Source organism: Tardiphaga sp. 37S4 (assembly GCF_021044645.1).
Lineage (GTDB): Bacteria > Pseudomonadota > Alphaproteobacteria > Rhizobiales > Xanthobacteraceae > Tardiphaga > Tardiphaga robiniae.
Genome location: NZ_CP088008.1, coordinates 4,959,525 through 4,982,378 on the forward strand (window position 1 = coordinate 4,959,525; position 22,854 = coordinate 4,982,378).

The 22,854-nt window shown below is 62.7% G+C and carries 21 protein-coding genes and 1 tRNA gene; 10 read left to right on the forward strand and 12 right to left on the reverse strand.

Going from position 1 to position 22,854, the window contains the following annotated elements; all coding sequences use genetic code 11:
• Positions 1-63 precede the first annotated feature (63 nt).
• Both LPB73_RS23560 and LPB73_RS23565 read right to left on the reverse strand, forming a co-directional pair.
• On the reverse strand, positions 64-1,707 hold the full coding sequence (locus tag LPB73_RS23560) for a lysine--tRNA ligase (protein ID WP_231078387.1): 1,644 nt from the start codon (positions 1,705-1,707) through the stop codon (positions 64-66).
• A 72-nt stretch (positions 1,708-1,779) separates the two neighbouring features.
• Complete coding sequence (locus LPB73_RS23565; RefSeq protein WP_414716821.1) at positions 1,780-2,661, reverse strand: transporter substrate-binding domain-containing protein; 882 nt, start codon at positions 2,659-2,661, stop codon at positions 1,780-1,782.
• 211 nt (positions 2,662-2,872) lie between these two features.
• On the opposite strand from LPB73_RS23565, the gene LPB73_RS23570 reads away from it, so the two are divergent.
• Positions 2,873-4,753, forward strand: a complete 1,881-nt coding sequence (locus tag LPB73_RS23570; RefSeq protein WP_231078389.1) for a glycosyltransferase — start codon at positions 2,873-2,875, stop codon at positions 4,751-4,753.
• Here the strand turns inward: LPB73_RS23570 and LPB73_RS23575 are convergent.
• From LPB73_RS23575 to LPB73_RS23585, 3 genes are all read right to left on the reverse strand, one after another.
• Complete coding sequence (locus LPB73_RS23575) at positions 4,744-5,337, reverse strand: SCO family protein (RefSeq protein ID WP_231078390.1); 594 nt, start codon at positions 5,335-5,337, stop codon at positions 4,744-4,746. The genes LPB73_RS23570 and LPB73_RS23575 overlap by 10 nt on opposite strands.
• Before the next feature lie 32 nt (positions 5,338-5,369).
• Positions 5,370-5,564 carry a hypothetical protein gene (locus LPB73_RS23580; RefSeq protein ID WP_089266786.1) on the reverse strand — a complete coding sequence of 65 codons (195 nt, stop codon included), beginning with the start codon at positions 5,562-5,564 and terminating at the stop codon, positions 5,370-5,372.
• 143 nt (positions 5,565-5,707) lie between these two features.
• Complete coding sequence (locus LPB73_RS23585; RefSeq protein WP_089266785.1) at positions 5,708-6,166, reverse strand: hypothetical protein; 459 nt, start codon at positions 6,164-6,166, stop codon at positions 5,708-5,710.
• 255 nt (positions 6,167-6,421) lie between these two features.
• On the opposite strand from LPB73_RS23585, the gene LPB73_RS23590 reads away from it, so the two are divergent.
• Positions 6,422-8,080, forward strand: a complete 1,659-nt coding sequence (locus LPB73_RS23590; RefSeq protein ID WP_231078391.1) for an FAD-binding dehydrogenase — start codon at positions 6,422-6,424, stop codon at positions 8,078-8,080.
• Positions 8,081-8,092: 12 nt separating this feature from the next.
• On the opposite strand, the gene corA is transcribed toward LPB73_RS23590, so the two are convergent.
• Together corA and LPB73_RS23600 are read right to left on the reverse strand one after the other, a co-directional pair.
• Positions 8,093-9,100 carry a magnesium/cobalt transporter CorA gene (corA, locus tag LPB73_RS23595; RefSeq protein WP_231078392.1) on the reverse strand — a complete coding sequence of 336 codons (1,008 nt, stop codon included), beginning with the start codon at positions 9,098-9,100 and terminating at the stop codon, positions 8,093-8,095.
• 110 nt (positions 9,101-9,210) lie between these two features.
• Positions 9,211-9,284: transfer RNA gene (locus tag LPB73_RS23600), tRNA-Gly, on the reverse strand.
• A gap of 167 nt (positions 9,285-9,451) precedes the next feature.
• Here LPB73_RS23600 and LPB73_RS23605 point away from each other — a divergent pair.
• Genes LPB73_RS23605 through LPB73_RS23620 form a run of 4 tightly spaced genes read left to right on the forward strand, consistent with a single transcriptional unit; the run spans position 9,452 to position 11,843 of the window.
• Positions 9,452-10,030: a methylated-DNA--[protein]-cysteine S-methyltransferase gene (locus LPB73_RS23605; RefSeq protein WP_231078393.1), complete on the forward strand. Its 579-nt coding sequence runs from the start codon at positions 9,452-9,454 to the stop codon at positions 10,028-10,030.
• 9 nt (positions 10,031-10,039) lie between these two features.
• A complete protein-coding gene (locus tag LPB73_RS23610) occupies positions 10,040-10,882 on the forward strand; it encodes an AraC family transcriptional regulator (protein WP_231078394.1) in 843 nt (280 codons plus the stop codon).
• 35 nt (positions 10,883-10,917) lie between these two features.
• Positions 10,918-11,319 carry an SRPBCC family protein gene (locus LPB73_RS23615; protein WP_231078395.1) on the forward strand — a complete coding sequence of 134 codons (402 nt, stop codon included), beginning with the start codon at positions 10,918-10,920 and terminating at the stop codon, positions 11,317-11,319.
• On the forward strand, positions 11,316-11,843 hold the full coding sequence (locus LPB73_RS23620) for a hypothetical protein (protein ID WP_231078396.1): 528 nt from the start codon (positions 11,316-11,318) through the stop codon (positions 11,841-11,843). The genes LPB73_RS23615 and LPB73_RS23620 overlap by 4 nt, the downstream gene beginning before the upstream one ends.
• A gap of 7 nt (positions 11,844-11,850) precedes the next feature.
• On the opposite strand, the gene LPB73_RS23625 is transcribed toward LPB73_RS23620, so the two are convergent.
• A complete protein-coding gene (locus LPB73_RS23625) occupies positions 11,851-13,296 on the reverse strand; it encodes an MATE family efflux transporter (RefSeq protein WP_231078397.1) in 1,446 nt (481 codons plus the stop codon).
• Between the two features lie 129 nt (positions 13,297-13,425).
• Positions 13,426-14,478: a hypothetical protein gene (locus tag LPB73_RS23630; RefSeq protein WP_231078398.1), complete on the reverse strand. Its 1,053-nt coding sequence runs from the start codon at positions 14,476-14,478 to the stop codon at positions 13,426-13,428.
• 128 nt (positions 14,479-14,606) lie between these two features.
• On the opposite strand from LPB73_RS23630, the gene LPB73_RS23635 reads away from it, so the two are divergent.
• Complete coding sequence (locus LPB73_RS23635; RefSeq protein ID WP_231078399.1) at positions 14,607-15,947, forward strand: PQQ-dependent sugar dehydrogenase; 1,341 nt, start codon at positions 14,607-14,609, stop codon at positions 15,945-15,947.
• A 169-nt stretch (positions 15,948-16,116) separates the two neighbouring features.
• On the opposite strand, the gene garD is transcribed toward LPB73_RS23635, so the two are convergent.
• Complete coding sequence (gene garD, locus LPB73_RS23640) at positions 16,117-17,661, reverse strand: galactarate dehydratase (RefSeq protein WP_231078400.1); 1,545 nt, start codon at positions 17,659-17,661, stop codon at positions 16,117-16,119.
• A 162-nt stretch (positions 17,662-17,823) separates the two neighbouring features.
• On the opposite strand from garD, the gene LPB73_RS23645 reads away from it, so the two are divergent.
• A complete protein-coding gene (locus tag LPB73_RS23645) occupies positions 17,824-18,666 on the forward strand; it encodes an NAD-dependent epimerase/dehydratase family protein (protein ID WP_231081237.1) in 843 nt (280 codons plus the stop codon).
• Positions 18,667-18,684: 18 nt separating this feature from the next.
• Here the strand turns inward: LPB73_RS23645 and LPB73_RS23650 are convergent, their stop codons facing one another.
• The gene (locus LPB73_RS23650; RefSeq protein ID WP_231078401.1) at positions 18,685-19,677 is read right to left on the reverse strand and encodes an aldo/keto reductase; all 993 of its coding nucleotides are present in this window, start codon (positions 19,675-19,677) and stop codon (positions 18,685-18,687) included.
• A gap of 139 nt (positions 19,678-19,816) precedes the next feature.
• Here LPB73_RS23650 and LPB73_RS23655 point away from each other — a divergent pair, with 139 nt between their 5' ends.
• Both LPB73_RS23655 and LPB73_RS23660 read left to right on the forward strand, forming a co-directional pair.
• A complete protein-coding gene (locus LPB73_RS23655) occupies positions 19,817-20,710 on the forward strand; it encodes a LysR family transcriptional regulator (protein WP_231078402.1) in 894 nt (297 codons plus the stop codon).
• Positions 20,711-20,939: 229 nt separating this feature from the next.
• Positions 20,940-21,602, forward strand: a complete 663-nt coding sequence (locus tag LPB73_RS23660; protein WP_093758063.1) for an outer membrane protein — start codon at positions 20,940-20,942, stop codon at positions 21,600-21,602.
• Positions 21,603-21,702: 100 nt separating this feature from the next.
• Here LPB73_RS23660 and LPB73_RS23665 read toward each other — a convergent pair whose 3' ends face one another.
• Positions 21,703-22,809 carry a 2'-deoxycytidine 5'-triphosphate deaminase gene (locus LPB73_RS23665; RefSeq protein WP_068737579.1) on the reverse strand — a complete coding sequence of 369 codons (1,107 nt, stop codon included), beginning with the start codon at positions 22,807-22,809 and terminating at the stop codon, positions 21,703-21,705.
• Positions 22,810-22,854: the final 45 nt, after the last annotated feature.

Consider the following 22,854-nt stretch of genomic DNA (forward strand, 5'->3'; position numbering starts at 1 on the left):
GCGTCAAGAAAAAGGCGCGCTCCGTCAGGAAACGCGCCTTTGACGTTTCGTTGGGTGTAAGCCTCAGGCCGAGCGCGCCAGCGCGCCGTCGATCATGTTGATCGCATTCTGCACGCCATAGACTGCGACGAAGGACCCGAAGCGCGGGCCCTTCTCCTGGCCGAGCAGCACCTGGTACAGCATGTTGAACCAGTCGAGCGAGACGCCGGGCCGGCCATCCTTGGCGAGCTTCTTGTGATCAAGGAACGGCTCGCGGCGGCCGATCTCATAGACCGCGTTCTGGATGTCTTCCGGCGTGGCCTCCGCCGGCAGTTGCGACAGCGCATCGCGCAGATCCTGCAGCGCCACGCGCTCGATATCGGTGGGCTCGCGGAACGTCTTGGTCGGCGCCACGAAGTCCCGATAGTAGTTGATGGCATAGCCGACCATCGCGTCGAGCCGCGGATGCGTCGCCGCGGAGACGCCCGGCCGATAACGCCGGATGAAGCCCCACAGGGTTTCGGCATTCTCGGCATTCGACGACGACACCAGCGTCAGCAGCAGTTGGAACGTGACCGGCATATCCGCCACCGGCGGGGCACTCGCGTGAATGTGCCAGGCCGGATTGGACAGCCGCTGCTTGGGATCCTGCTTCGCATAGCCTTCGACGAACTGCTGATACTCGTCGACATTGCGCGGGATCACGTCGAAGAACAGCCGCTTTGCCGCCTTCGGTTCGCGATACATGAATAGCGATAGCGATTCCGGCGAGGCATAGCGCAACCATTCGTCGATGGTCAGGCCATTGCCCTTCGACTTCGAAATCTTGCCGCCCTTATCGTCGAGGAAGAGCTCATAGTTGAAGCCTTCCGGCGGTGTGCCACCGAGCGCCGCGCAGATCTTGCCCGACAGCTTCACGGAATCGATGAGATCCTTGCCGGCCATTTCATAATCGATGCCGAGCGCAGCCCAGCGCATCGCCCAGTCGGCCTTCCACTGGCACTTCACAGCGCCGCCGGTGACCGGCGTCGTGACTTCTTCGTTAGTGTCGGGATCGACATAGGTGACGGTGCCTGCAGCCACGTCGCGCCGGATCATCGGCACCTGCAGCACGACGCCAGTGGTCTTGCTAATGGGAAGGAACGGCGAATAGGTCGCGCGGCGATCCGGGCCGAGGGTCGGCAGGATGATGTCCATGACCTTGTCATAGACTGCGAGCATCTTCAGCAGCGTCGCATCGAACCGGCCGGATGTGTAGTAGTCAGTCGACGAGGCGAACTCGTAGTCGAAGCCGAACTGATCCAGGAAGACGCGCAGCCGTGCATTGTTGGCCGCGCCGAAGGACGGATATTCGTTCGAGAACGGATCCGGCACGCGAGTCAGCGGCTTGCCGAGATGCGCGGCCAGCATGTCCTTGTTCGGCACATTGTCCGGCACCTTGCGCAGGCCGTCCATGTCGTCCGAGAAGGCAATCAGCCGGGTCTTGATCTTGTCCTCGGTGAGTACGCGGAAGGCGTGGCGCACCATGGTGGTGCGCGCGACTTCGCCGAAGGTGCCGATATGCGGCAGGCCCGACGGGCCGTAGCCGGTCTCGAACAGCACTTCATCTTTCGGCGTTTTCTTCAGACGTGCCACCAGCGCCTTCGCCTGCTCAAACGGCCAGGCGTTGGAAGTCTCGGCGAGCGCGCGCAACTCGCTCGGGCTCATGGTGGGGTCTAGCGTGGACATCGTATTTTGGGCCTCCGGGCCGCGGAACCTAGCGGCTCCGCACCGAAATGCCAAACCGCGGGATGAGAAAATTCAGAAAGGGCTGACCGAGAAATAACGCAGCCACAAATCGGTGTAGCGGCCTTTCTCCCAGACCCGGAACAGGGCCCAGTTCAGCGCCTGGCGCAGCGTGTCGTTGCCTTTGCGGACGGCAATGCCGATGCCTTCACCGAAAAAACGGCTCTCGATGAAGGGCCCGCCGCTGAAGGCGCAACAATCGCCGGAATCGCTGCCATTGATCCAGAAGGCGAACGAGATCGCATCGCCGAAGATGAAATCGACCTCGCTGCGTTTCAGCGCCTGGCGTAGCGCATCGTCGCTTGGAAAAGGCACCAGCACCGCATCGGTGAACATCGCCTTGAGATAGGCTTCGTGGGTCGAGCCCGCGATCACGCCGACCTTCTTGCCTTCGAGATATTCCGGGCGGATCTCCGGCATCACCGCATTCTTGCGGGCCACGAAGCGCGCCGGCGCACGGTAATAGGGATCGGTGAAATCGACGCGGGCGCGAATCTGCGGCGTCACCGCCATGGAGGCGATGATCGCGTCGCCCCGGTTGCTGGAAATGGCATCGAGCAACGTCTCGAAGCGGCGCATCTGCACCGTGCAGGTGACCTTGATCTCCTCGCAGAGAAGACGTGCGAGATCGACGTTGAAGCCCGCCGGATTGCCGTCGGGGCCGGTGAAGTTGAACGGCGGGTAGTCGGTCTCGGTCAGGAAGCGGATCACGGTGATGCGCGACAGGTCCGGCCGGTCCGGACGGCGACGCGGATCCCAGAAGCCCGGCACGGCCTGCGGACCGGGCTGGCTCACAGCCGGAGCCGACGTCTGCGCCAAAGCCGGTGCGGCCGAAAACAGCGACATCCATGCGGCCAGCAAAGCGCCAAGGGTCAGCGCAGTTGCGCGACACTTCATCAGCGGTATTTGGTTGCGGGAATTAACCATCTGTGGTTGCATAGGGTGCTTCCGGATCGCGGTCTTATAGACCATCCGGCGCGAGACGCGAGTAGCGTTTGTGGTGTGAGGGCGTTGCATGGGGGTGCAGCAATCTTCCCGGGGTCATCGGCCGCGCGTTTCGCGCCAGCCGGCCGCCGCGCTACGCTCTCCTCCTCTGCCGATCGGCAGGATGACCTCCTTCCCCATGCCGGAGCGAGACGGGTCGGACCGGCGCGCGGAACCAGCCAGCGAACTCGACTGCCTGCGCGGCATACTCCCGGTCCCGCTTCTGCACGCCGCGGAGCGCCGGAGCCGCGAGCTCAATCTGGGCGCCGATCAGGTCCTGATCCAATGGGGCGTGATCACCGAGGAAAAGTATGTCGCGCATCTGGCCCGCCACCTTGGCATCGGCTTCGACGATCTCTCGACAGTCGGGCGCGCTCACTGCCCCCTGGCTGATGCCGATCTTCCGGGGATCGCAGAGTTCGGCATCCTGCCCCTCCAGCAGGATGACACACTCAACTGGATCGTCACGCCGCGCGCCTTTACGGCACGGCGGCTGATGCGTTTCTCCACCACATATCCATCACTTATCGCGCGCATTCGGCTGACCACGCGGCGTCACCTGCATCAATATCTGACCGAGCAGACCGGCGACGCGCTTTCGGATATCGCCGCCGAAGGCCTGCTGCAGACGCGACCTGCCATGTCGGCCAAGTCGGCCGTCGGTTGGCGCAAAGGATTGCAGCCGGCGATTCTGCTGCTGGTATGCGCGGTTCTCGCGCTTCTGTATCCGACGCTGGCGATGGATCTGATCGGCGGCCTGGCGGCGATCTGGTTTCTCGCCTTTTCGCTTCTCAGGCTGACTTGCGTGCTGGTGCCGCCGCAGCCGGAGCAACAGTTTCCGCCGTTGCGCGACGATCAACTGCCAATCTACTCGGTGGTCGTCGCACTCTATCGCGAGGAAGCGTCCGTTCCGGGCCTGTTGCGATCCCTGCAAAGGCTCGACTATCCCTCCGAAAAACTCGACATCATTCTGGTGCTCGAGCCCGACGATCTGCGGACCCGCGCCGCCGTTGCCAGAGCCCGGCCGGGGCCGCAGGTTCAAGTCCTGATCGCACAGGCGACGGGTCCGAAAACCAAGCCGAAGGCGCTGAATGTTGCACTTCCCTTCGTGCGCGGCAGCTTTCTGACCGTGTTCGATGCCGAAGACGATCCCGACCCCGGCCAATTGCGCGCCGCGCTCGGCATGTTTCGCCAGCACAACGACGACGTCGCCTGCGTTCAGGCTGGGCTGCATTTCGACAATCTGACGCACAGCCTGCTGTCGCGCATGGCGGCAGTCGAATATGCCGGGCTGTTCGCGGTCTTCCTGCCCGGGCTGGTCGCATTGGGCATGCCACTGCCCCTTGGCGGCACCTCCAATCATTTCCGCACGGACACCTTGCGCCGCATCGGCGGCTGGGACGCCTATAACGTCACGGAAGATGCCGACCTCGGGATCCGCCTGGCGCGGCTGGGCTATCGCTCGGTCACCATTCCATCGGTCACGCTTGAGGAAGCACCGATCGCGTTCGGCGCGTGGCTGCGCCAACGCTCACGCTGGATGAAGGGCTGGATGCAGACCTGGGCCGTGCATATGCGCGATCCCCGAAAACTGTGGGACGAAGCCGGTGCGCGGGGATTCCTCGCACTCAACATCGTCTTCGGCGGCAATATCCTGACGTCGCTGGCCTTTGCGGTGCTGGTAGTCAAACTTATCGCCTGCCTGCTGCTTGCCGATAGCACCCTGCTGCTTGGCGACCGGCTGTCGTCACTGCACGTGCTGGCCATCGCCTGCGGCTTCATCGCGACCTGCATCCTGGGCCTCACCGGCCTGATGCGCCGTGGCCGCCTGCGCGATGGCTGGATCCTGGTCCTGACGCCGATCTATTGGGGATGTCTCTCGATCGCGACCTGGCGCGCGCTGTGGCAATTCTGGACCCAGCGCCATCACTGGGAAAAGACCGCGCACGGTCTCGTGCATCGGACCGGCACGATGGCAGCGAACCGCAGGCGACCTCAGAGATAGCGCTTGAGATCCGTGGCCGCTTCTTCCGGCTTGCGCTTGAGGTTGAACGGCGCGACGAAATTGCCGTCGCGGTCCATCAGATAGATCAGCGCGGTGTGATCCATCGTATAGTCACCGTCCTTGGTCGGCACCTTCTTGGCATAGACGCGGTAGCCGGAAATCACCTTCGCCACCGCATCAGGCGTACCGGTCAAACCCTTCAGATGCGGATCGAAGCTCGACAGATATTCCTTCATGATCGGTGCCGTATCGCGCTCGGGATCGACCGAGACGAAATAGGTATTGATACGATCGGCGTCCTTGCCCATCGCGCGCAGCACTTCCGACATTTCGAACAGCGAGGTCGGGCAGATGTCCGGGCAATGGGTGAAGCCGAAGAAGACCAGCGTCGGCTTGCCCTTCAGGCTCTGCTCGGTGACGGTCTGGCCGGACTGATCGGTGAGCTGGAACGGACCGCCGATCGAGGCCGGTGCGGCGACATTGCGGAAACCTCCCGTCAGCCACAGCACGACCAGCAACCCCGCCGCGACGCTGCCAGCGAAGGCAGCAATGACGACCAGCGGCCGGGTGGTACGATCAGTCATGGAATGTCCCCTGAATTACCCTTGGCAGCCGATCACATGCAGGCGGCGATGCCAGTCTTGATCATCTCGAAAAATACGGCCGTGCCGTAATGTGCCCACAGCCCGATGGCGCCCACCACAAGGAGCGCCACGAATGCCGCGGCCGATGCAACAATGACCGACGCAAGCCGTGACGGCCGCTCGGACGCGGGCATCGTGCTCTCGGGCGTCGATAAAGGCTGCACCATCAGACGATCTCAGAACGGCCAGGCCCGAGATCATTCGGGAGCCCGCCATCCTAGTTCCAGATAGGCTGAGATGACGGCGTGGGCAAGCGTTCCCGGCGCCGCAGGGCATCACGTCATGCTGATGGAATAAAGCTCAGATCGGCCTAGCGCGCGCTGGAGGCGTGGGCGTCCATGTAACAGGGCTTGTACATGCCCATCAGCTGGCGGCCGCGCAGGAAGATCATCTGCGTCTTCAGTCCGCCGCGTTTGGAGATCCAGCGCCGGATCTGCGTCGGATACATCGAATACAACATCTGGGTGGCTTCCGGGTTGGTCACCGCGCGACCATTGGCACCCATGTCCCAGGCCGCATGAAAGCCGAGATTGGCATTGGAGGTGACGCAGATCCGGTCACGCGGAACCGCGCCAAGCACGATCGTGCAGGCCGAGGCGCACAGGCCATCGATGATCACGGTTTCGCCGGAAGTGCGCAATCCCTGATATCTGTCGACATAGGTTCCGATCCGTCCGCCACGATCATCCGCGATCCGAACCACCGCGTGACTTGCCCCGACGCCCGCGAACAGCAAGACCGCCGCCAGCAAACCCGTAACGAACTTCATGTCCAGCCCCAAAACCTGTCGATCCCGAATCTGAGCGCCCTAGTGATGCAGGGCACAGTCAGCGTGTTGCCAGATCGTGGCTTTGTCCAGACGACCATGACGCTTCCAATGCGATTCAAATCGAGTGTTGCGCGCGGGATGCACCTCGTTCCGTCGCGGTATCAATCTGAAACAGCGCCGCCCTTCGCGCGCAATTTCCGTTGACCAAAGTTCCCGCGCCGACTTCAATCTCCATTAACAAAATGGGGAAACAGTATGGCCGTTGATGCGGATGTCATCGTCGTCGGCGGCGGACTCGCGGGCCTCGTTGCCGCCACGGAAATTGCCGACGCCGGCAAGCGCGTTGTCGTGGTCGATCAGGAAGGCGAGCAGAATCTCGGCGGCCAGGCGTTCTGGTCGTTCGGCGGTTTGTTCTTCGTCGACTCGCCGGAACAGCGGCGCCTTGGCATCAAAGACTCCCATGACCTGGCGATGCAGGACTGGCAGGGCACGGCCGGCTTCGATCGCGATGAGGACCTGTGGCCACGGCGCTGGGCCGAAGCCTATGTCGCTTTCGCCGCCGGCGAGAAACGCGACTGGCTGCGGGCCATGGGTCACCGCGTGTTTCCTGTGGTCGGCTGGGCCGAACGCGGCGGCTATGACGCGATGGGCCATGGCAATTCGGTTCCGCGCTTTCATGTCACCTGGGGCACTGGCCCCGGCATCGTCGAGCCGTTCGAGCGGCGTGCGCGCGAGGCACAGAAGAAGGGCCTGCTGAGTTTCAGGTTCCGCCACCGCGTCGATGCCCTCAGCGTCACCAACGGAACCGTCGACGGCGTCAGCGGCACGATCCTCGAACCGTCCAATGCCGAGCGCGGCGAAAGCAGTTCGCGCAATGTGATCGGCGACTTCTCGCTGCGCGCGCAAGCCGTAATCGTCGCCTCCGGCGGCATCGGCGGCAATCATGACCTGGTGCGGCAGAACTGGCCGAAGCGCCTCGGCGAACCGCCGAAGCGCATGATCTCCGGTGTGCCCGCCCATGTCGACGGTCGCATGATGGGCATCACGGAAGCTGCCGGTGCGCGGCTGATCAATCGCGATCGCATGTGGCACTATGTCGAGGGTATCGAGAACTGGAATCCGATCTGGCCGAAACACGGCATCCGCATTCTGCCCGGCCCGTCATCGATGTGGTTCGACGCCACCGGCAAGCGGCTGCCGGCGCCGCTGTTTCCGGGCTCCGACACGCTCGGCCAACTGCAATATATCCAGTCCACCGGCTATGATTATTCATGGTTCGTGCTGACGCAGGCGATTATCAAGAAAGAGTTTGCGCTCTCGGGCTCCGAGCAGAACCCGGACCTCACCGGCAAGAGCTGGCTGATGACCGCGCGCCGCGCCACCAACAAGGGCGCGCCGGCGCCGGTCGAAGCCTTCAAGGATCACGGCATCGACTTCGTGGTGCGCGACAATCTCGACGACCTCGTCAGCGCAATGAATGCACTGACCGGCGACAATCTGCTGAAGCTCGATGAGATCCGGACGCAGATCGAGGCCCGTGACCGCACCATGGCCAATCCCTACGTCAAGGATGCGCAGGTGATGAACATCCACAATGCGCGCAAATATATCGGCGACCGCCTGATCCGCACCGCGAAGCCGCATCGCATTCTCGATCCCGCACAGGGCCCGCTGATCGCCGTGCGGCTCAACATCCTGACGCGCAAGACGCTGGGCGGTTTCGAGACCGATCTGGACTCGCGCGCGTTCGGCAGCAACGGCCAGATCATGCCCGGCCTCTACGCGGTCGGCGAAGCCGCCGGCTTCGGCGGCGGCGGCATGCACGGCTATCGCTCGCTGGAAGGCACGTTTTTAGGCGGGTGTTTGTTTACGGGTCGGACGGCGGGACGATCGGCGGCGAAGGCGGTGGGGTGATCGCTTCGTCGATCACAGCCATCCGTTGCGCTTGAAGCGGGTGTACAGGTAACCGCAGATCGCGGCGATGCCGCCCAGCACGACATAATAGCCGTAAGCCCATTTCAGCTCCGGCATATGTTCGAAATTCATGCCGTAGATTCCGGCAATCGCCGTCGGCACCGCCAGGATCGCCGCCCAGGCCGCAAGTCTGCGGGTAATTTCGGTTTGCTGCGACTGCCCTGACATCAAGCTGGCTTCAAAGGCAAAGGCCAGCACTTCGCGCAGCGAATCGATATCTTCTTCCGCGCGTTTGACGTGATCCAGCACGTCGCGGAACAGCGGCTTCATGTCATCGTCGATGAACAGGATATCGATATGTTCGAGTCGGTGACAGACATCGACCAGCGGCCCGACCGCGCGACGCAGGCGCAACAGCTCGCGGCGCAGCTTGTAGAGCCGCTCGAATTCGGTCCGCGTCAGCATGCGGTGCAGGACACCATCCTCGAGCTCGTCGATCTCTGACAGGATGGATTCGATGACTGGACGATAATTGTCGACGATAAAATCGAGAATTGCGTAGAGGATGTAGTCTTCGCCGTGCGTCAGGTTGGTCGGGCAAGCCTCGCACCGCTCGCGGACAGACGCATAAGACGTCGAGGCGCCATGGCGCACAGACACGACGTAGCCTTTACCCAAGAAGATGTGCGTCTCGCCGAAAGCAACCGTCTGATCGACCAGTTGCGCCGTTCGCGCGACGATGAAGAGCGCTTCGCCATACTGCTCCACCTTGGGATGCTGATGCGACTTCAGCGCGTCCTCGATGGCGAGCGGATGCAGATCGAATTGCGCGCGCAGTTTCTCGAGCAGTTCAAGAGAGGGTTCAAACAGTCCGATCCAGACGACATGGCCCGGCTTCTGCGCCCAGACCCCCGCCTCTTCGACGGGGATATCCGCAACACGGCGGCCATTGGCATAGACGCTGGAGGCGACAACACCGGGCACATTGCCGGCGGTGGCAGCTGAGAGGGGAAACGTCATGCAAGAACCTTGTGTTGTGCGAACAGCAACGGGCGCCTTTGAAGAACGGCGGGGATGCCAAACCGTTCAATCGCCATGCGGCACCGATCATCTGGAATGAATGAAGGGGCTGGAGCGGACGGAGGGAATCGAACCCTCGTATGCAGCTTGGGAAGCTGCCGTTCTACCATTGAACTACGCCCGCATCGTCGCGCCATCTGATCTAGCCGAGACCGGCCGATCCGCCAAGCGGATTGATGGCAGCCGGTTACAGTTTCCTTGCGCTGCACACGCGGCCGCGCCCTTCGAAAGGTAACCGCTCAAAAGATTCCAGATGACGGTTTCAATTCGCCTGCTAACATCGCCTTCGGGATGGCTGGGCACGGATACACAACCTTCGACACGTCGGTGGGCCGATGCGGTATCGCATGGGGCGACGCCGGCATTGTTGGCGTGCAGTTGCCGGAAGCGCGCGAGATCGAGACCCGGCGCCGCCTGCTGCAGCAACTTCCCGATGCGCGCGAATTCCGGCCGCCGGCCGATGTCGACTACGCCATCGAGGGCATCGTTGCGCTGCTGCGCGGCCAAGCCGTCGACCTCGGCGATATCCCGGTCGATATGCATGGCCTGCCGCTGTTCAATTGCCGCGTCTATGAGGCCATCCGGATGATCCCGCGCGGCGAGACCCGCACCCATGCGGAGATCGCGGCCAAGCTCGGCGCCAGCGGCGCGGTCTATTCAGTCGGCCAGGCCATCGCGCGCAATCCGTTTGCGATCCTCGTACCATGCCACCGTGCACTGGCCGTTACGGGCCAGACCAGCGGCTTTGCCGGCAATGGCGGCATCATCACCAAGTCGCGGCTGCTCTCGATCGAGGGCGCGCTGGCCGGCCGGACGACCACCCTGTTCGATGCCCTGCTGTCGGTTGCCCCGTCACGCCCGCAGGGCTAACCTCCGCATATGCAGGCAACAACACTGTTCCAGAGCAACGCGATCACCGTCACGGACTATCGCTGTACGGCGGGTCCGGACGACCTGCCATTTTCCGAACAGCACGCCGGCCATTCGCTCTCCTATGTTCGCAAGGGCAGTTTCGGCTGTCGCTGCCGCGGGCAATCGCACGAACTCATCGCCGGCGCGCTGCTGATCGGGCACCCCGGCGACGAATATACCTGCCATCACGAGCATCATGGCTCTGGCGACGAGTGCCTTTCATTCTCCTTCGCGCCTGAGCTGATCGACACCGTCGGCGACGCCAGGGACATCTGGCAGCAGGGCGCCATCGCGCCACGCGCCGAATTGATGGTGCTGGGCGAGCTCGCGCAGGCCAGTACAGGGGCGCACAGCGATCTCGGGCTCGATGAGATCGGTCATGCCTTTGCGGCGCGTTTTGTCGACGTCGTGTCGGGCGAGCCGCGCAGGCGTGTGAACGGCAATGCACGGGATCGCCGGCGCGCGGTCGAGGCCGCGCTGTGGATCGACGCCCATGCCAGCGAGGAGATCGATCTCGATGCGGCCGCCCGTCAGGCCGGATTGAGTCCGTTTCATTTCCTGCGCCTGTTCAGGAATGTGCTCGGCGTGACACCGCACCAGTATCTGGTGCGCGCGCGGCTGCGGCGGGCCGCAAACCTGCTGGCCGAGCAAGACCGCGCCATCACCGACATCGCCTTCGATGTCGGCTTCGGCGATCTCTCGAATTTCGTGCGCAGCTTCCATCGCGCTGCCGGCGTCTCGCCCCGCGCATTTCGACAGGCTTCCCGCGGCGACCGCAAGATTTTCCAAGAACGGCTGGCCGTGCACTGAGTAGTCTGCCGTCCTGATCAACCGGAAGGCACAGCATGGCATCGATTCACAAAGAGATTTTCCTTGGCGCACCGGCAGACGATGTCTGGTCCGCACTGGCCGACTTCGGCGCGTTGCATACCCGGCTGGTGCCGGGGTTCGTCACCGACACAAAGCTGGACGGCGACGCGCGTATCGTGACATTCGCCAATGGGTCCGTCGCACGCGAAAGACTGGTCACCTGCGACCACGACCGACGGCGCCTCGTCTATGCCATCGTCAACGAGCGCATCACCCAGCACAGCGCATCGGCACAGGTATTTGCCGATGGACCCGCCCGCTGCCGGTTTGTCTGGACGGCGGACGTGCTGCCGAATGAGATCGCGCCTTACATGAGCGAGCAGATGGATCTGGGCCTGGCGGCGATGCAGACCCAGTTCGGGAAAGCCGCGCGATGACTGCATCGTTTCTCGATGCGCTCGCAGCGGACGGCGCTGCCGCGGATCGCATCGGCCAGATGGATCTCTATGGCTGGCTGATCGGCGCTTGGGATCTCGACGTCACCAGATATATGCCGGACGGCAAAGAGCGACGGCGCAAGGGTGAATGGCATTTCGGCTGGGTGCTGGAAGGCCGCGCCATCCAGGATGTCTGGATCGTGCCGCCGCGCGGCCAGTTGCGCGACGGCGACGCCGCAGCGAATGCCTATTCGTATGGAAGCACGCTGCGGATCTACGATCCACGCATCGATGCGTGGCAGATCCAGTGGACCGATCCGGTGATGCAGAATTTTCTCACCATGACCGGCCGCAGGCACGGCGACGACATCGTCCAGCTCGGCCGCGACAGTGACGGCCGCCCGATCCGCTGGAGCTTCTCGCAGATCACGCCACGCTCGTTCCTGTGGCGCGGCGAGACCTCGCATGACGACGGCGCGACGTGGCGGCGCGATGTGGAATTTACTGCGACGCGCGTCGGCTAGAAACTGCTCAGACGAGCTCCGGCCGGATATCGGGCACGGGGCCAGCCTTCGGTCCCCACGACGTCAGCAGTACGCTGAGTGCCGACAGCAAGCCGAGCAGCACCATGGACGCCGCCGCGAGCCAGAAAAAGCTTGTGGCCGAGGCATCGATAGACAGCAGCCACCAGCCTCCAACGCTGACGAAGACCAGCCGCGCGGTTTGCGCTAGCACCGGGCCGAGCACCTTGGCGGCACCCTGCGAGGCAAAATAGGCCACCGTGGACAGCCCCAGAAAGGCATACATTGGCGCACAGGTGGCCAGATAGGTCCGGCTTGCCGCACGCACACCGGCATCATTGGTGAACATATTGACCCAGGCATCGGGGAAGATCGCGATCAGTGTGCCGAGCAGGCCGACGACACCGAAGGCGATCACGCTGCCAGTCCAGGTCACGCGGCGCGCACGCGCGATGCGGCCAGCGCCGATTGCCATGCCGACGATCGGCACCGAGGCGATACCCACCGCGAAAGCCAGCGTGCTCAGCATGAATTCGAGCCGCGCACCGATGCCGTAGCCGGCCAGCACCGCGGTGCCGTATTGCGCCAGCATATGGGTGAAAATCAGGAGAGTCAGAACGCCCTGTAGCGGATTGAAACAGGCGATGGCACCCACTTTCAGAATATCGAAGAACATCCCGCGCTGAATGCGGAAGCCCTTGATCTGAGGCCGGACTCGCGCACGACCGGAAAAGACATACCAGCCCATGACGCCTGTGCCGATCGTGAATGCAATCAGCGTGCCCGCCGCGACGCCGGGCATGCCGAATTGCGGGATCGGACCGAAGCCGAGGCCCAGCACGCCACCGAGAACCACCTGCAAGGCAGCCCCCGCCATCTGCATGGCGGAAGGCATCTTCATGTTGCCGGTGCCGCGCAGGATCGCTGCGAAGGTATTCAGCAGCCACGGGATCACGCCACCAGCGAAGAAGACGGTGATGTAGCCCTGCGCCTGGCTTAGCACATTGCCGCGGCCACCAAGCAGTTGCAGCAGCATGGAGCCGAAGGTCAGCATGCCGACCGTGAAGGTGAGGCCGAAGCAGATGGCGATCAGCAGTGCATGGCCCGCCAGCGTATCGGCGCGCGCGCGGTCGCCGGCGCCGAGCGCGCGCGCGATGGCCGAGGACACGCCACCGCCCATGGCGCCGCCGGACATGGTCATGGTCAGCATCACGAAGGGAAACACCAGCGCCATCGCCGCCAATGCTTCTGTGCCGAGCCGGCCGACATAGGTGGTCTCGAAAATAACGACGACGGCGCCTGCCGTCAGCGCGATGACATTGGGCCAGGCCAGCCGCAGGATGGTCGGCAGAATGGGATGATCCAGCAGGGGATTTTTGGCGGGCGCCTTCAGGCTCGGAAGCGGCTGCTTGTCGGCATCGACCAATCGGGGTTCGGCGACGACAGCGTCCGACATGCATTCTCCCTGAGCTTCCGGTCTTGCCTGCCGGACACCTCGTTCCTAGCACCGATCGCGGACAATGCCATGCGCGACACACGCATGGGGGATGTTCGATTTGCACTGCAGTATCAAGGGGTCGAGGCGCTAGCCGATCGACCAGATGAACGGGAGCGCACCACCTCGTGCCGGCGTCATCGCGATGGGTATATTGCGACCGCATCCGGCGGCGAGACCCTCGACCAACCCCTGCAAGGTCCTCGCGCAGGCGGCATTGTTGTCGGCGACGCCGTCCATCAGTTTCCAACTCTGCTGCCGGATCTCGAAGTGGCCCTCGGACTTGCTGATCTCCACGATGTCGTCCTGCGCTGCGAACAGGGTGCCGAGGAATTCCGCGAAAGCCCTGGCGTCGCCGCGCGGCAGGCCAAAGCCCGCGGACACCTCGTCGAAATACTGCATGCCGATCAGCTTGCCGGTGAGATGCAGCAGATAGCCGGCATCGACCGGACCGAACAGTTGAACCGCTACAGGCGCTGCGGTCCGTACATATTCCATGGCGTAGTTGCGATAGGCCTTCTCCAACCGGGCTTTCGGCCAGCTATCGACGGGCAGCGCGGGTGCCTTCGCGGGATCGAACAACGGCGCTTCCAGATGGCGCGCGAACACCAGACGCTGATCGATATCCAAATCATGGTCGTATTCGCAGTAATAGCCTTCGAGCCCATCCTGGCCATCGACGCTCTGCTTGGTGCAGACGAAACCCATGCGGGGATTTCCGAGCGACACGCCGTTGTTGGCGTGCCAGCCGCGCAGCATCGCGCGGGACACTTCGCCGGGCACGCCGCAGATCGCGGTGCCGCGCCAGATCCAGCGCGGCGGCGGATAGCGGATCCAGGCCTTGCGGTCACTCTCAACCATGTACTCGACCGACACGCCGCCGATCCAGTTCGAGAGATAGTGATACTGGGCCGCCGCGACAGCCGGCGGTAGGCCGGACAGACCAAGCTTTGCGAGGCCGGGCAGGAAGCGCTCCTGCTGCTGCCGGCGGAAGATCCGAAACATGAACTCGGCGGCGTCTGCCGTGCCGCGGCGCGTGACCGTGGTCAGGATCAGGCCGGTGAAATAGGCGTGATAGAGATCGGCGACGCTACGCCAGCGCGTCCAGGTGGCTTCGTCGCTCGTATTTGTCGGTCCGGTCATCGTTTCTTCCCTGATTATTGGGAAGGACCATAGCCGCGCATCACCCCGGCTTCACATGAAATTCATGCAGGGAGGTCGAACGTTCCTGCATCGCGCGCATTTTATGTTCTCAGCCACAAGGACATTCCATGCGCCAGAAATTCCTGCTTTCCGCCTGTCTCGTCGCCCTGGCGCTGCCACTGGTCGGATGCAACGAACAATCCACCATCGCATCCGGCGAGGATTTCGGACCGTCGCCGAAACTTGTCGAGCCCCACAAGTCGCTGATCCCGACTGTCAATGTCTCCAAGGCTGTCGGCTGGTCAGAGGGGGCCAAGCCGAAGGCTGCGGACGGCATGACGGTCAACGCTTTTGCGCGCGGGCTCGATCACCCACGCACGGTCTATGTGCTGCCCAATGGCGACGTGCTGGTGGCAGAAAGCAATGCGCCGCCGAAACCGGAAGATGGCCAGGGCATCAAGGGCTGGGTCATGAAACTGGTGATGGGCCATGCTGGCGCGGGCACACCGACGGCAAATCGTATTTCGCTGCTGCGCGACGCGGACGGCGACGGCGTTGCCGAGACGAAGACAGCGTTTCTCGAAGGGCTCAACTCACCCTTCGGCATGGTGCTGGTGGGCGACGAATTCTTTGTCGCCAATGCCGATGCCGTGGTGAAGTTTCCCTACAGGACCAATGATACCAGGATCACGACGCCTGCCGTGAAGGTGGTTGACCTGCCCGGCGGCCCGATCAATCATCACTGGACCAAGGATCTCACGGCGAGTCCCGACGGCACGAAACTCTATGCAACCGTCGGCTCCAACAGCAATGTCGGTGAGAACGGCATGGAGGCCGAGAAAGACCGCGCCGCGGTGCTTGAGATCGACCGCGTGACCGGCGCCTCGCGCATCTTCGCATCCGGTCTGCGCAATCCCAACGGCCCGTCGTGGCAGCCGCAAAGCGGCGCGCTGTGGGTGACCGTCAACGAGCGTGACGAGATCGGCAGCGACCTTGTGCCGGACTATATGACCTCGGTGAAGGATGGCGGCTTCTATGGCTGGCCCTACAGCTATTACGGCCAACACGTCGATGTCCGCGTGCAACCGCCACGTCCCGACATGGTTGCCAAAGCCATCGCGCCCGATTACGCGCTCGGTGCGCATACCGCGTCGCTCGGCCTGACCTTCAACACCGGCGATCTCTTCCCTGCCAACATGAAGAACGGCGCTTTCATCGGCCAGCACGGCTCGTGGAATCGGCGCCCGCAAAGCGGCTACAAGGTGATCTTCGTGCCCTTCATCGACGGCAAGCCATCGGGCAAGCCGCAGGATGTGCTCACCGGCTTCCTCAATGACAGCGGTGAAGCGCAGGGACGCCCGGTCGGCGTGCGCATCGACAGCAAGGGCGCGTTGCTGGTGGCTGACGATGTTGGCAATACGATCTGGCGCGTGACGCCATCGGGCGCGAAGGCGGCAGCGTTGAAGTGATACCAGAGACCTGACGAAGCTCCGTCATGGCCGGGCAGCGCGAAGCGAGGGCTTCACTGGATGTCCCGGCGATCCACGTCTTCCTGAGTTTATGGCCGAGACGTGGATGCCAGGCACGAGGCCGGGCATGACGAGTTTTTATTACTTCGCCTATCCCACTTGAAATTCTTCACGTCACCGGCGCGGGGTTGAACAGTACCAGATCGTTGTGCAGTCCCCACTTGTCCGCCCAGACCTGCTTGCGGCCGCTGGCGACGTCGAGGATCAGCTGGAACAGCTCCCAGCCGGCTTCCTCGATGGTCATCTCGCCTGACGCAATGCGGCCGGCGTCGAAATCGATCAGGTCCGACCAGCGCTTCGCCAGTTCGGTCCGCGTCGAGACCTTGATGACCGGCGCCTGTGCCAGCCCATAGGGCGTGCCGCGCCCTGTGGTGAAGATCTGCATCTGCATGCCGGCGGCGAGCTGCAGCGTGCCGCAGACGAAATCGCTTGCCGGTGTTGCCGCAAACAGCAGTCCCTTCGTCGTCGCACGCTCGCCCGGGCCGATGACGCCACTGATCGCGCTCGAGCCGGACTTGACGATTGAGCCCAATGACTTTTCGACGATATTGGCGAGGCCGCCCTTCTTGTTGCCGGGCGTCGTATTGGCGCTGCGATCGGCGCCGCCCCGCGCCAGATAGGAATCGTACCAATCCATCTCGCGTATCAGCGCGCGGCCGACATCCTCGTTGACCGCACGGCGCGTCAACAATTCGATGGCATCGCGCACTTCGGTGACTTCAGAGAACATCACCGTTGCGCCGGCGCGCACCAGAAGATCACTGGCGAAGCCGAGCGCCGGATTGGCGGTCACGCCGGAAAACGCGTCGCTGCCGCCGCATTGCAGACCGATCACGAGGTCGGAAGCCGGACAGGTCTCGCGTTTGCGCTGGTTCAGGATTTTCAGCCGCGCCTCGGCCATGGTGATGATCGTATCCACCATGTCGCCAAAGCTCTGATTGCTCTCATCCTGAAGGCGCATCATGCTGCCGGGATCCTCCTTCGGCAGTAAACGCTCCGGTGCGAGCTTCTCGCAGCCGAGGCCGACCACCATCACCTCGCCGCCAAAATTGGGATTGCGCGCGATGTTCTGCAGCGTCCGGATCGGAATATAGGCATCCGGCGCATTGATGGCGACGCCACAGCCATAGCCATGCGTGACGGCGACGACGTCATCGACATTCGGATAGCGCGGCAGCAGCTCGGCCTTGATCTTCTTGAGCGCAAATTCGAGCGTGCCGGCGACGCATTGCACTGACGTGCTGATGGCGAGAATGTTCTTCACGCCGACGGAGCCGTCGCGATTGCGAAAACCTTCGAATGTGTAGTCCTTCAGCGGCGGCTGGGGTTGCGGAACGGCATTGGCAATCTCAAGGCTATCGAGATCCGGCGCATCGGGCATGTGGATGCGCGCCTCCTCGACCCATTCGCCGGCCGAAATCATATCCAGTGCATAGCCGATGATCTCGCCGTAGCGGATGATCGGCGCATCCTTTGCGATATCTTCCAGCGCCACCTTGTGCCCCTGCGGCACGAAGTTACGCAGCTCCAGGCCGCCGGTCATCATGGTGCCCGCGGGCAGGCCGAAATCATTGACGATGATGGCGACGTTGTCGCGCGCATTCAGTTTGATGTAGCGCGGCGCATATGCGTCTGCTGCCAGCGTGGTGGCCATCGCCTTGTCCTTCCCAAATCTGCCGGCATTCGCGCCGGTCTCGTAGCAGAGCAGTAGCACAAAAGATGACGGTGTCGCGCACTTGACCGACGCGCTCTGCAGCCCGAATGATGACCTTGAAATGGGCCGGCGCGCCCGAATTCATGCAGAAATGGAATGAACGTGCGTCTTTTCGTCTTCGGGCTCGGCTACAGCGCAAACCGGTTCATCGCCCAGCATGGCGGTCAATTCACCGGGATTGCCGGCACCATCCGCACGGCCGGCAAGTCGGCTGCTCGGGATATCGAGACGCTGGTCTTCAACCCGGATGTCACCGATCCCGGCATCGGTGATCGCCTAGCGAGCGCCGATACGCTGCTCGTCTCGGTCCCGCCCGGCGCAGATGGCGATCCCGTGCTGCTGACCTTCGGCTCTGTGATCGCGGCCAGCGGCATCCAGCGCATTGTCTATCTCTCCAGCGTCGGGGTTTACGGCGATCATCAGGGCGCCTGGATCGACGAAACCGCCCCGGTCTCCGGCGAGGGTCGGCGCAGGGCACGCATCGATGCCGAAGAGCGCTGGCGCGCTCTGGCCGGCGATCGCACGACAATTCTGCGCATCGCTGGCATCTACGGCCCTGGCCGCAATGCGCTGGAAAATCTCAAAGCCGGCAAGGCCCATCGCATCGTCAAACCGGGCCAGGTGTTCAATCGCATTCATGTGGATGACATCGCGGCTGCCATCGCGGCTGCATTCGAATATCCGCAGACCGGCATCTGGAATCTGTGCGACGACGAGCCGGCGCCGCCGCAGGACGTCGTGACATTCGCCGCAGCGCTGATGGGAATCGCGCCGCCGCCCGAGCAGGACTTCGCAACCGCCGAGATGAGCCTGATGGCGCGCAGCTTCTATGCCAGCAACAACCGCATCTCGAATGCGCGGCTGAAACGCGAGCTCGGCGTGAAGCTCGCATTTCCGACCTATCGCGAAGGCCTCACGGCACTGTGGCAGCGGCGCGAGATCTAAGCAGCCGTGACTTTCGGGCTATCGCCCCGTCATCGCTTCCAACCTGTCCGGATATCGGTTGCCCTGAACGGTGATCTTCGCAGCAGCGCTCTCGATATCCCGCAGATCGTCGGCTGTCAGCTCAACGTCTGCTGCACCGAGATTTTCCTCAAGCCGATGCAGTTTCGTGGTGCCCGGGATCGGCACGATCCACGGCTTCTGGGCCAGCAGCCACGCCAGCGCGATCTGGGCCGGCGTCGCCTGCTTCCGTCCGGCGATTTCGCCGAGCAGATCGACCAGCGACTGATTGGCCTTGCGCGCTTCGGGCGTGAAGCGCGGGAGGATATTGCGGAAGTCTCCGCTGTCGAGCGTCGTGCTCTCGTTCATGGCGCCCGTGAGAAAGCCCTTGCCGAGCGGGCTGTAGGGCACGAAGCCAATCCCGAGTTCTTCGAGCGTCGGCAGCACTTCCTTTTCGGGACTGCGCGTCCATAACGAATACTCGCTCTGGATCGCAGTAATCGGCTGCACGGCATGGGCACGGCGAATTGTCGTCACGCCCGGCTCGGACAGGCCGAAATGCTTGACCTTGCCTTCGCGGATCAGGTCCTTTACCGCACCAGCCACATCCTCGATCGGCACGTCAGGATCGACGCGGTGCTGGTAGAACAGATCGATGGCATCGATCTTCAACCGCTTGAGCGATGCTTCAGCGACCTCGCAAATATGCGCGGGTCGGCTGTCGAGACCGACCTGCTGACCGGTCACGGGATCGAGCCTGAAGCCGAATTTGGTGGCGATGACGACCTGATCGCGAACCGGCGCGAGCGCTGCACCGACGAGTTCTTCATTGGTGAACGGGCCATAGACTTCGGCGGTATCGAAGAAAGTAACACCGCGTTCGACGGCTGCGCGGATCAGCGCGGTCATTTCCGTTGTGTCGGCCGGAGGCCCGTAGCCGAAGCTCATGCCCATACAGCCGAGACCGATGGCCGAGACGTCCAGTCCATTGCGTCCGAGTTTGCGTGTCTTCATGTCAAATCTCCTGTGCCATCCGGCCAATGAGCGGCTCCCGCGCTGGTGGGATGTTGCCGCCGACCTGCGACATCTGGAGATCGTGCGCCCATGAGACTAGATGATATAATCTGCACGCACTTATCAGCCGGATTCATGAATGGCCCGCCAGACAATCGACGACCTCCTCGCTTTCTTCGCCGTCGCGAAGGAGGCGAGCTTCACGCGTGCAGCCGCCAAACTCGGCGTCTCTCAATCCGCGCTCAGCCACACCATTCGCGGTCTCGAGGAGCGGCTTGGACTGCGACTATTGACCCGAACGACGCGCAGCGTTGCACCGACCGAGGCTGGTGAACGCCTGATCCGGACGATCGGCCCCAAGCTGGAAGAGATCGACGCCGAACTCGCGGCTGTCACGGAGCTGCGCGAGAAGCCGGCCGGCACCATCCGCATCACAACAGGTGAGCATTCCGCCGAAACGATCATCTGGCCTGCGCTTACCAAGCTGCTGCCGCGCTATCCCGACATCAAGGCCGAACTCGTCGTCGATTACGGCCTCATCGATATCGTCGCGGAACGCTACGACGCCGGTGTTCGCCTGGGAGAACAGGTCGCGAAAGACATGATTGCCGTCCGCATCGGACCGGACTTTCGCATGGTCGTGGTCGGCGCACCGTCGTATTTCGCCAAACGACCGCTGCCAAAACGCCCGCAAGACCTCACCGCGCATGACTGCATCAATATCCGCCTGCCGACCATGGGCGGCCTCTATGCATGGGAGTTCGAGAAGCGCGGGCGCGCCTTGAAAGTGCGTGTCGATGGCCAGATCGTGTTCAACAACATGTCGCTGCGCCACAAGGCGGTGTTGAACGGACTGGGGCTGGCCTATTTGCCGGAGGATCGCGTGCGCGAGCACATTGCCTCAGGCCGGCTTGTTCAAGTGCTGGACGATTGGTGCCAACCGTTCTCGGGCTATCACCTTTATTATCCGAGCCGCCGACAACCGACATCCGCATTCGCGGCGCTGGTTGAAGCGTTGCGTTACCGCGGCTGATCAGCAGTTGTCGTGTTCCAGCGCTTCAATCCGAACGTGATTGACGCAAAATCGCACATCGTGAAAAGTTCCTGAATCAATTTGGGCAATGCTGTGTCTTAAGCGCGACGTGGTCGCCAAAGCTGCCTTTTTCGTTTGAGGCGCTGTTGCACGCGTGTGACAGCAATCACTGCGCAATAGTCTAGGTTGCCTTTCGTCATCCCCCGTCGGGATTGAGAAGGAACACCTGATGAAGAAGCTTCTACTGTCTACCGCTGCTCTGGCCCTCGTCGCTTTGGCCGCTCCGGCGTCCGCTGCTGACCTGGCTGCGCGCCCTTACACCAAGGCTCCGGCCTATGCTCCGGCTGCTCCGATCTACAACTGGACCGGTTTCTACATCGGCGGTCACATCGGCGGCGCGTTCCCGGGCAACGACAACAACCTGCTCGGCGGCAGCAACGACGGCACGTTCATGGGCGGTGTGCAGGGTGGTTACGACTACCAGTTCGCCCCGAACTGGGTGTTCGGTCTTGAAGCCAATTACAGCTTCCTGTCCACCAGCAGCAACTTCGACAATCGCGGCCTCGGTTCGGTCACCGGTCGTGTCGGTTACACCTGGGGTCCAGCACTGCTCTACGTGAAGGGTGGTTACGCCTGGGCTGACTCCCGCTTCACCAACGGCTTTGCTGGCGATGGTGGCCGCGATGGCTACACGGTTGGTGGCGGTCTCGAATACCTGTTCACCCAGAACTGGTCGGGCAAGGTCGAGTACCAGTATTACGACTTCGGCAACGTCAACTTCATCACGCCGACCCTCGCCGTTGGTGGTTTCAAGAACGACGAGCACACGATCAAGGCCGGCCTGAACTATCGCTTCAATCTGGGCAACTTCGGCGCAGGCTTCGTTCAGTAAGCCTGACGATCTATCGTCTACTTCGTCTCCAGAAAAAACTTAGGCCCGCAGCGATGCGGGCCTTTTTTCTTTCTCGGCTACGATGACCAGCGGTGAGCGATCAGACCTTGAAGTGCTTCGACAGCTTCAGGCTCTGGCCCTGATAATTCGAGCCGATACGCTGGCCGTAGAGGGCATCCGGACGATCCAGCATGCGCTCATAGACGAGACGGCCGACGATCTGGCCATGTTCGAGAATGAACGGCACTTCGCGCGAGCGCACTTCCAGCACGGCGCGCGAGCCTTTGCCGCCAGCGCCGTCATGACCGAAGCCGGGATCGAAGAAGCCGGCATAGTGGACACGGAATTCGCCGACCAGCGGATCGAACGGCACCATTTCGGCGGCATAGTCCGGCGGCACCTGCACCGCCTCCTTGGAGGCGAGAATGTAGAACTCGCCGGGATCGAGGATCAGCGTGCCGTCCTTGCGCGCCGAGATCGGCTCCCAGAATTCATTGACGCTGTAGCCACCGCGGCGATCGATATCGACCACACCGGTATGACGCTTGGCGCGGTAGCCGACGAAGCCCGAGGCATTCTCGCCGGAGAGATCGACAGACAGCGCGAGGCCATTGTTGAGGTCGGCAGTGTCGCTGTCGACCAGCGGCTCCTGCGCGTGGAGTTCTTCCAGCGCCTCGGTGTCGAGCACCGCATCGCCGACCCGGAAACGGACCTGCGACAGGCGCGAGCCTTCGCGCAGCAATACCGGAAATGTCTTCGGGCTGATCTCGGCATAAAGCGGCCCGTGATAGCCCGCACCGATCACATCGAACCGTCTGGTGCCATCAGCAATCACCCGCGTGAACACGTCGAGGCGCCCCGTGGAGCTCTTCGGATTGGCGGCGGCAAAGATGTTCGGCGGCAGCGCCAGGCTCTCGATCAGCGGCACGATGTAGACGCAGTTGGTTTCGAGCACCGCGCCATCGGACAGATCGATCTCGTGCAGCTTCAGCTCGTCGATGCGCTCGGCGACCGTCGAATTCGGCCCCGGCAGGAAGCTGGCGCGCACACGATAGGCGATGGAGCCGAGCCGCAGATCGAGGCTGGCGGGCTGAATCTGGCTCTCGACGAAGGGATATTCCGGCAGGATCAGGCCGGCATCGGCCATCGCCGCAATCATGCGGTCGGGCAGAATTCCATCGGCATCGGGGGCAAGCGTAAACGGCACAGGTCTCGTCCTTCGGTCGTCCTTCAGCGAGAATACACTGAAAAA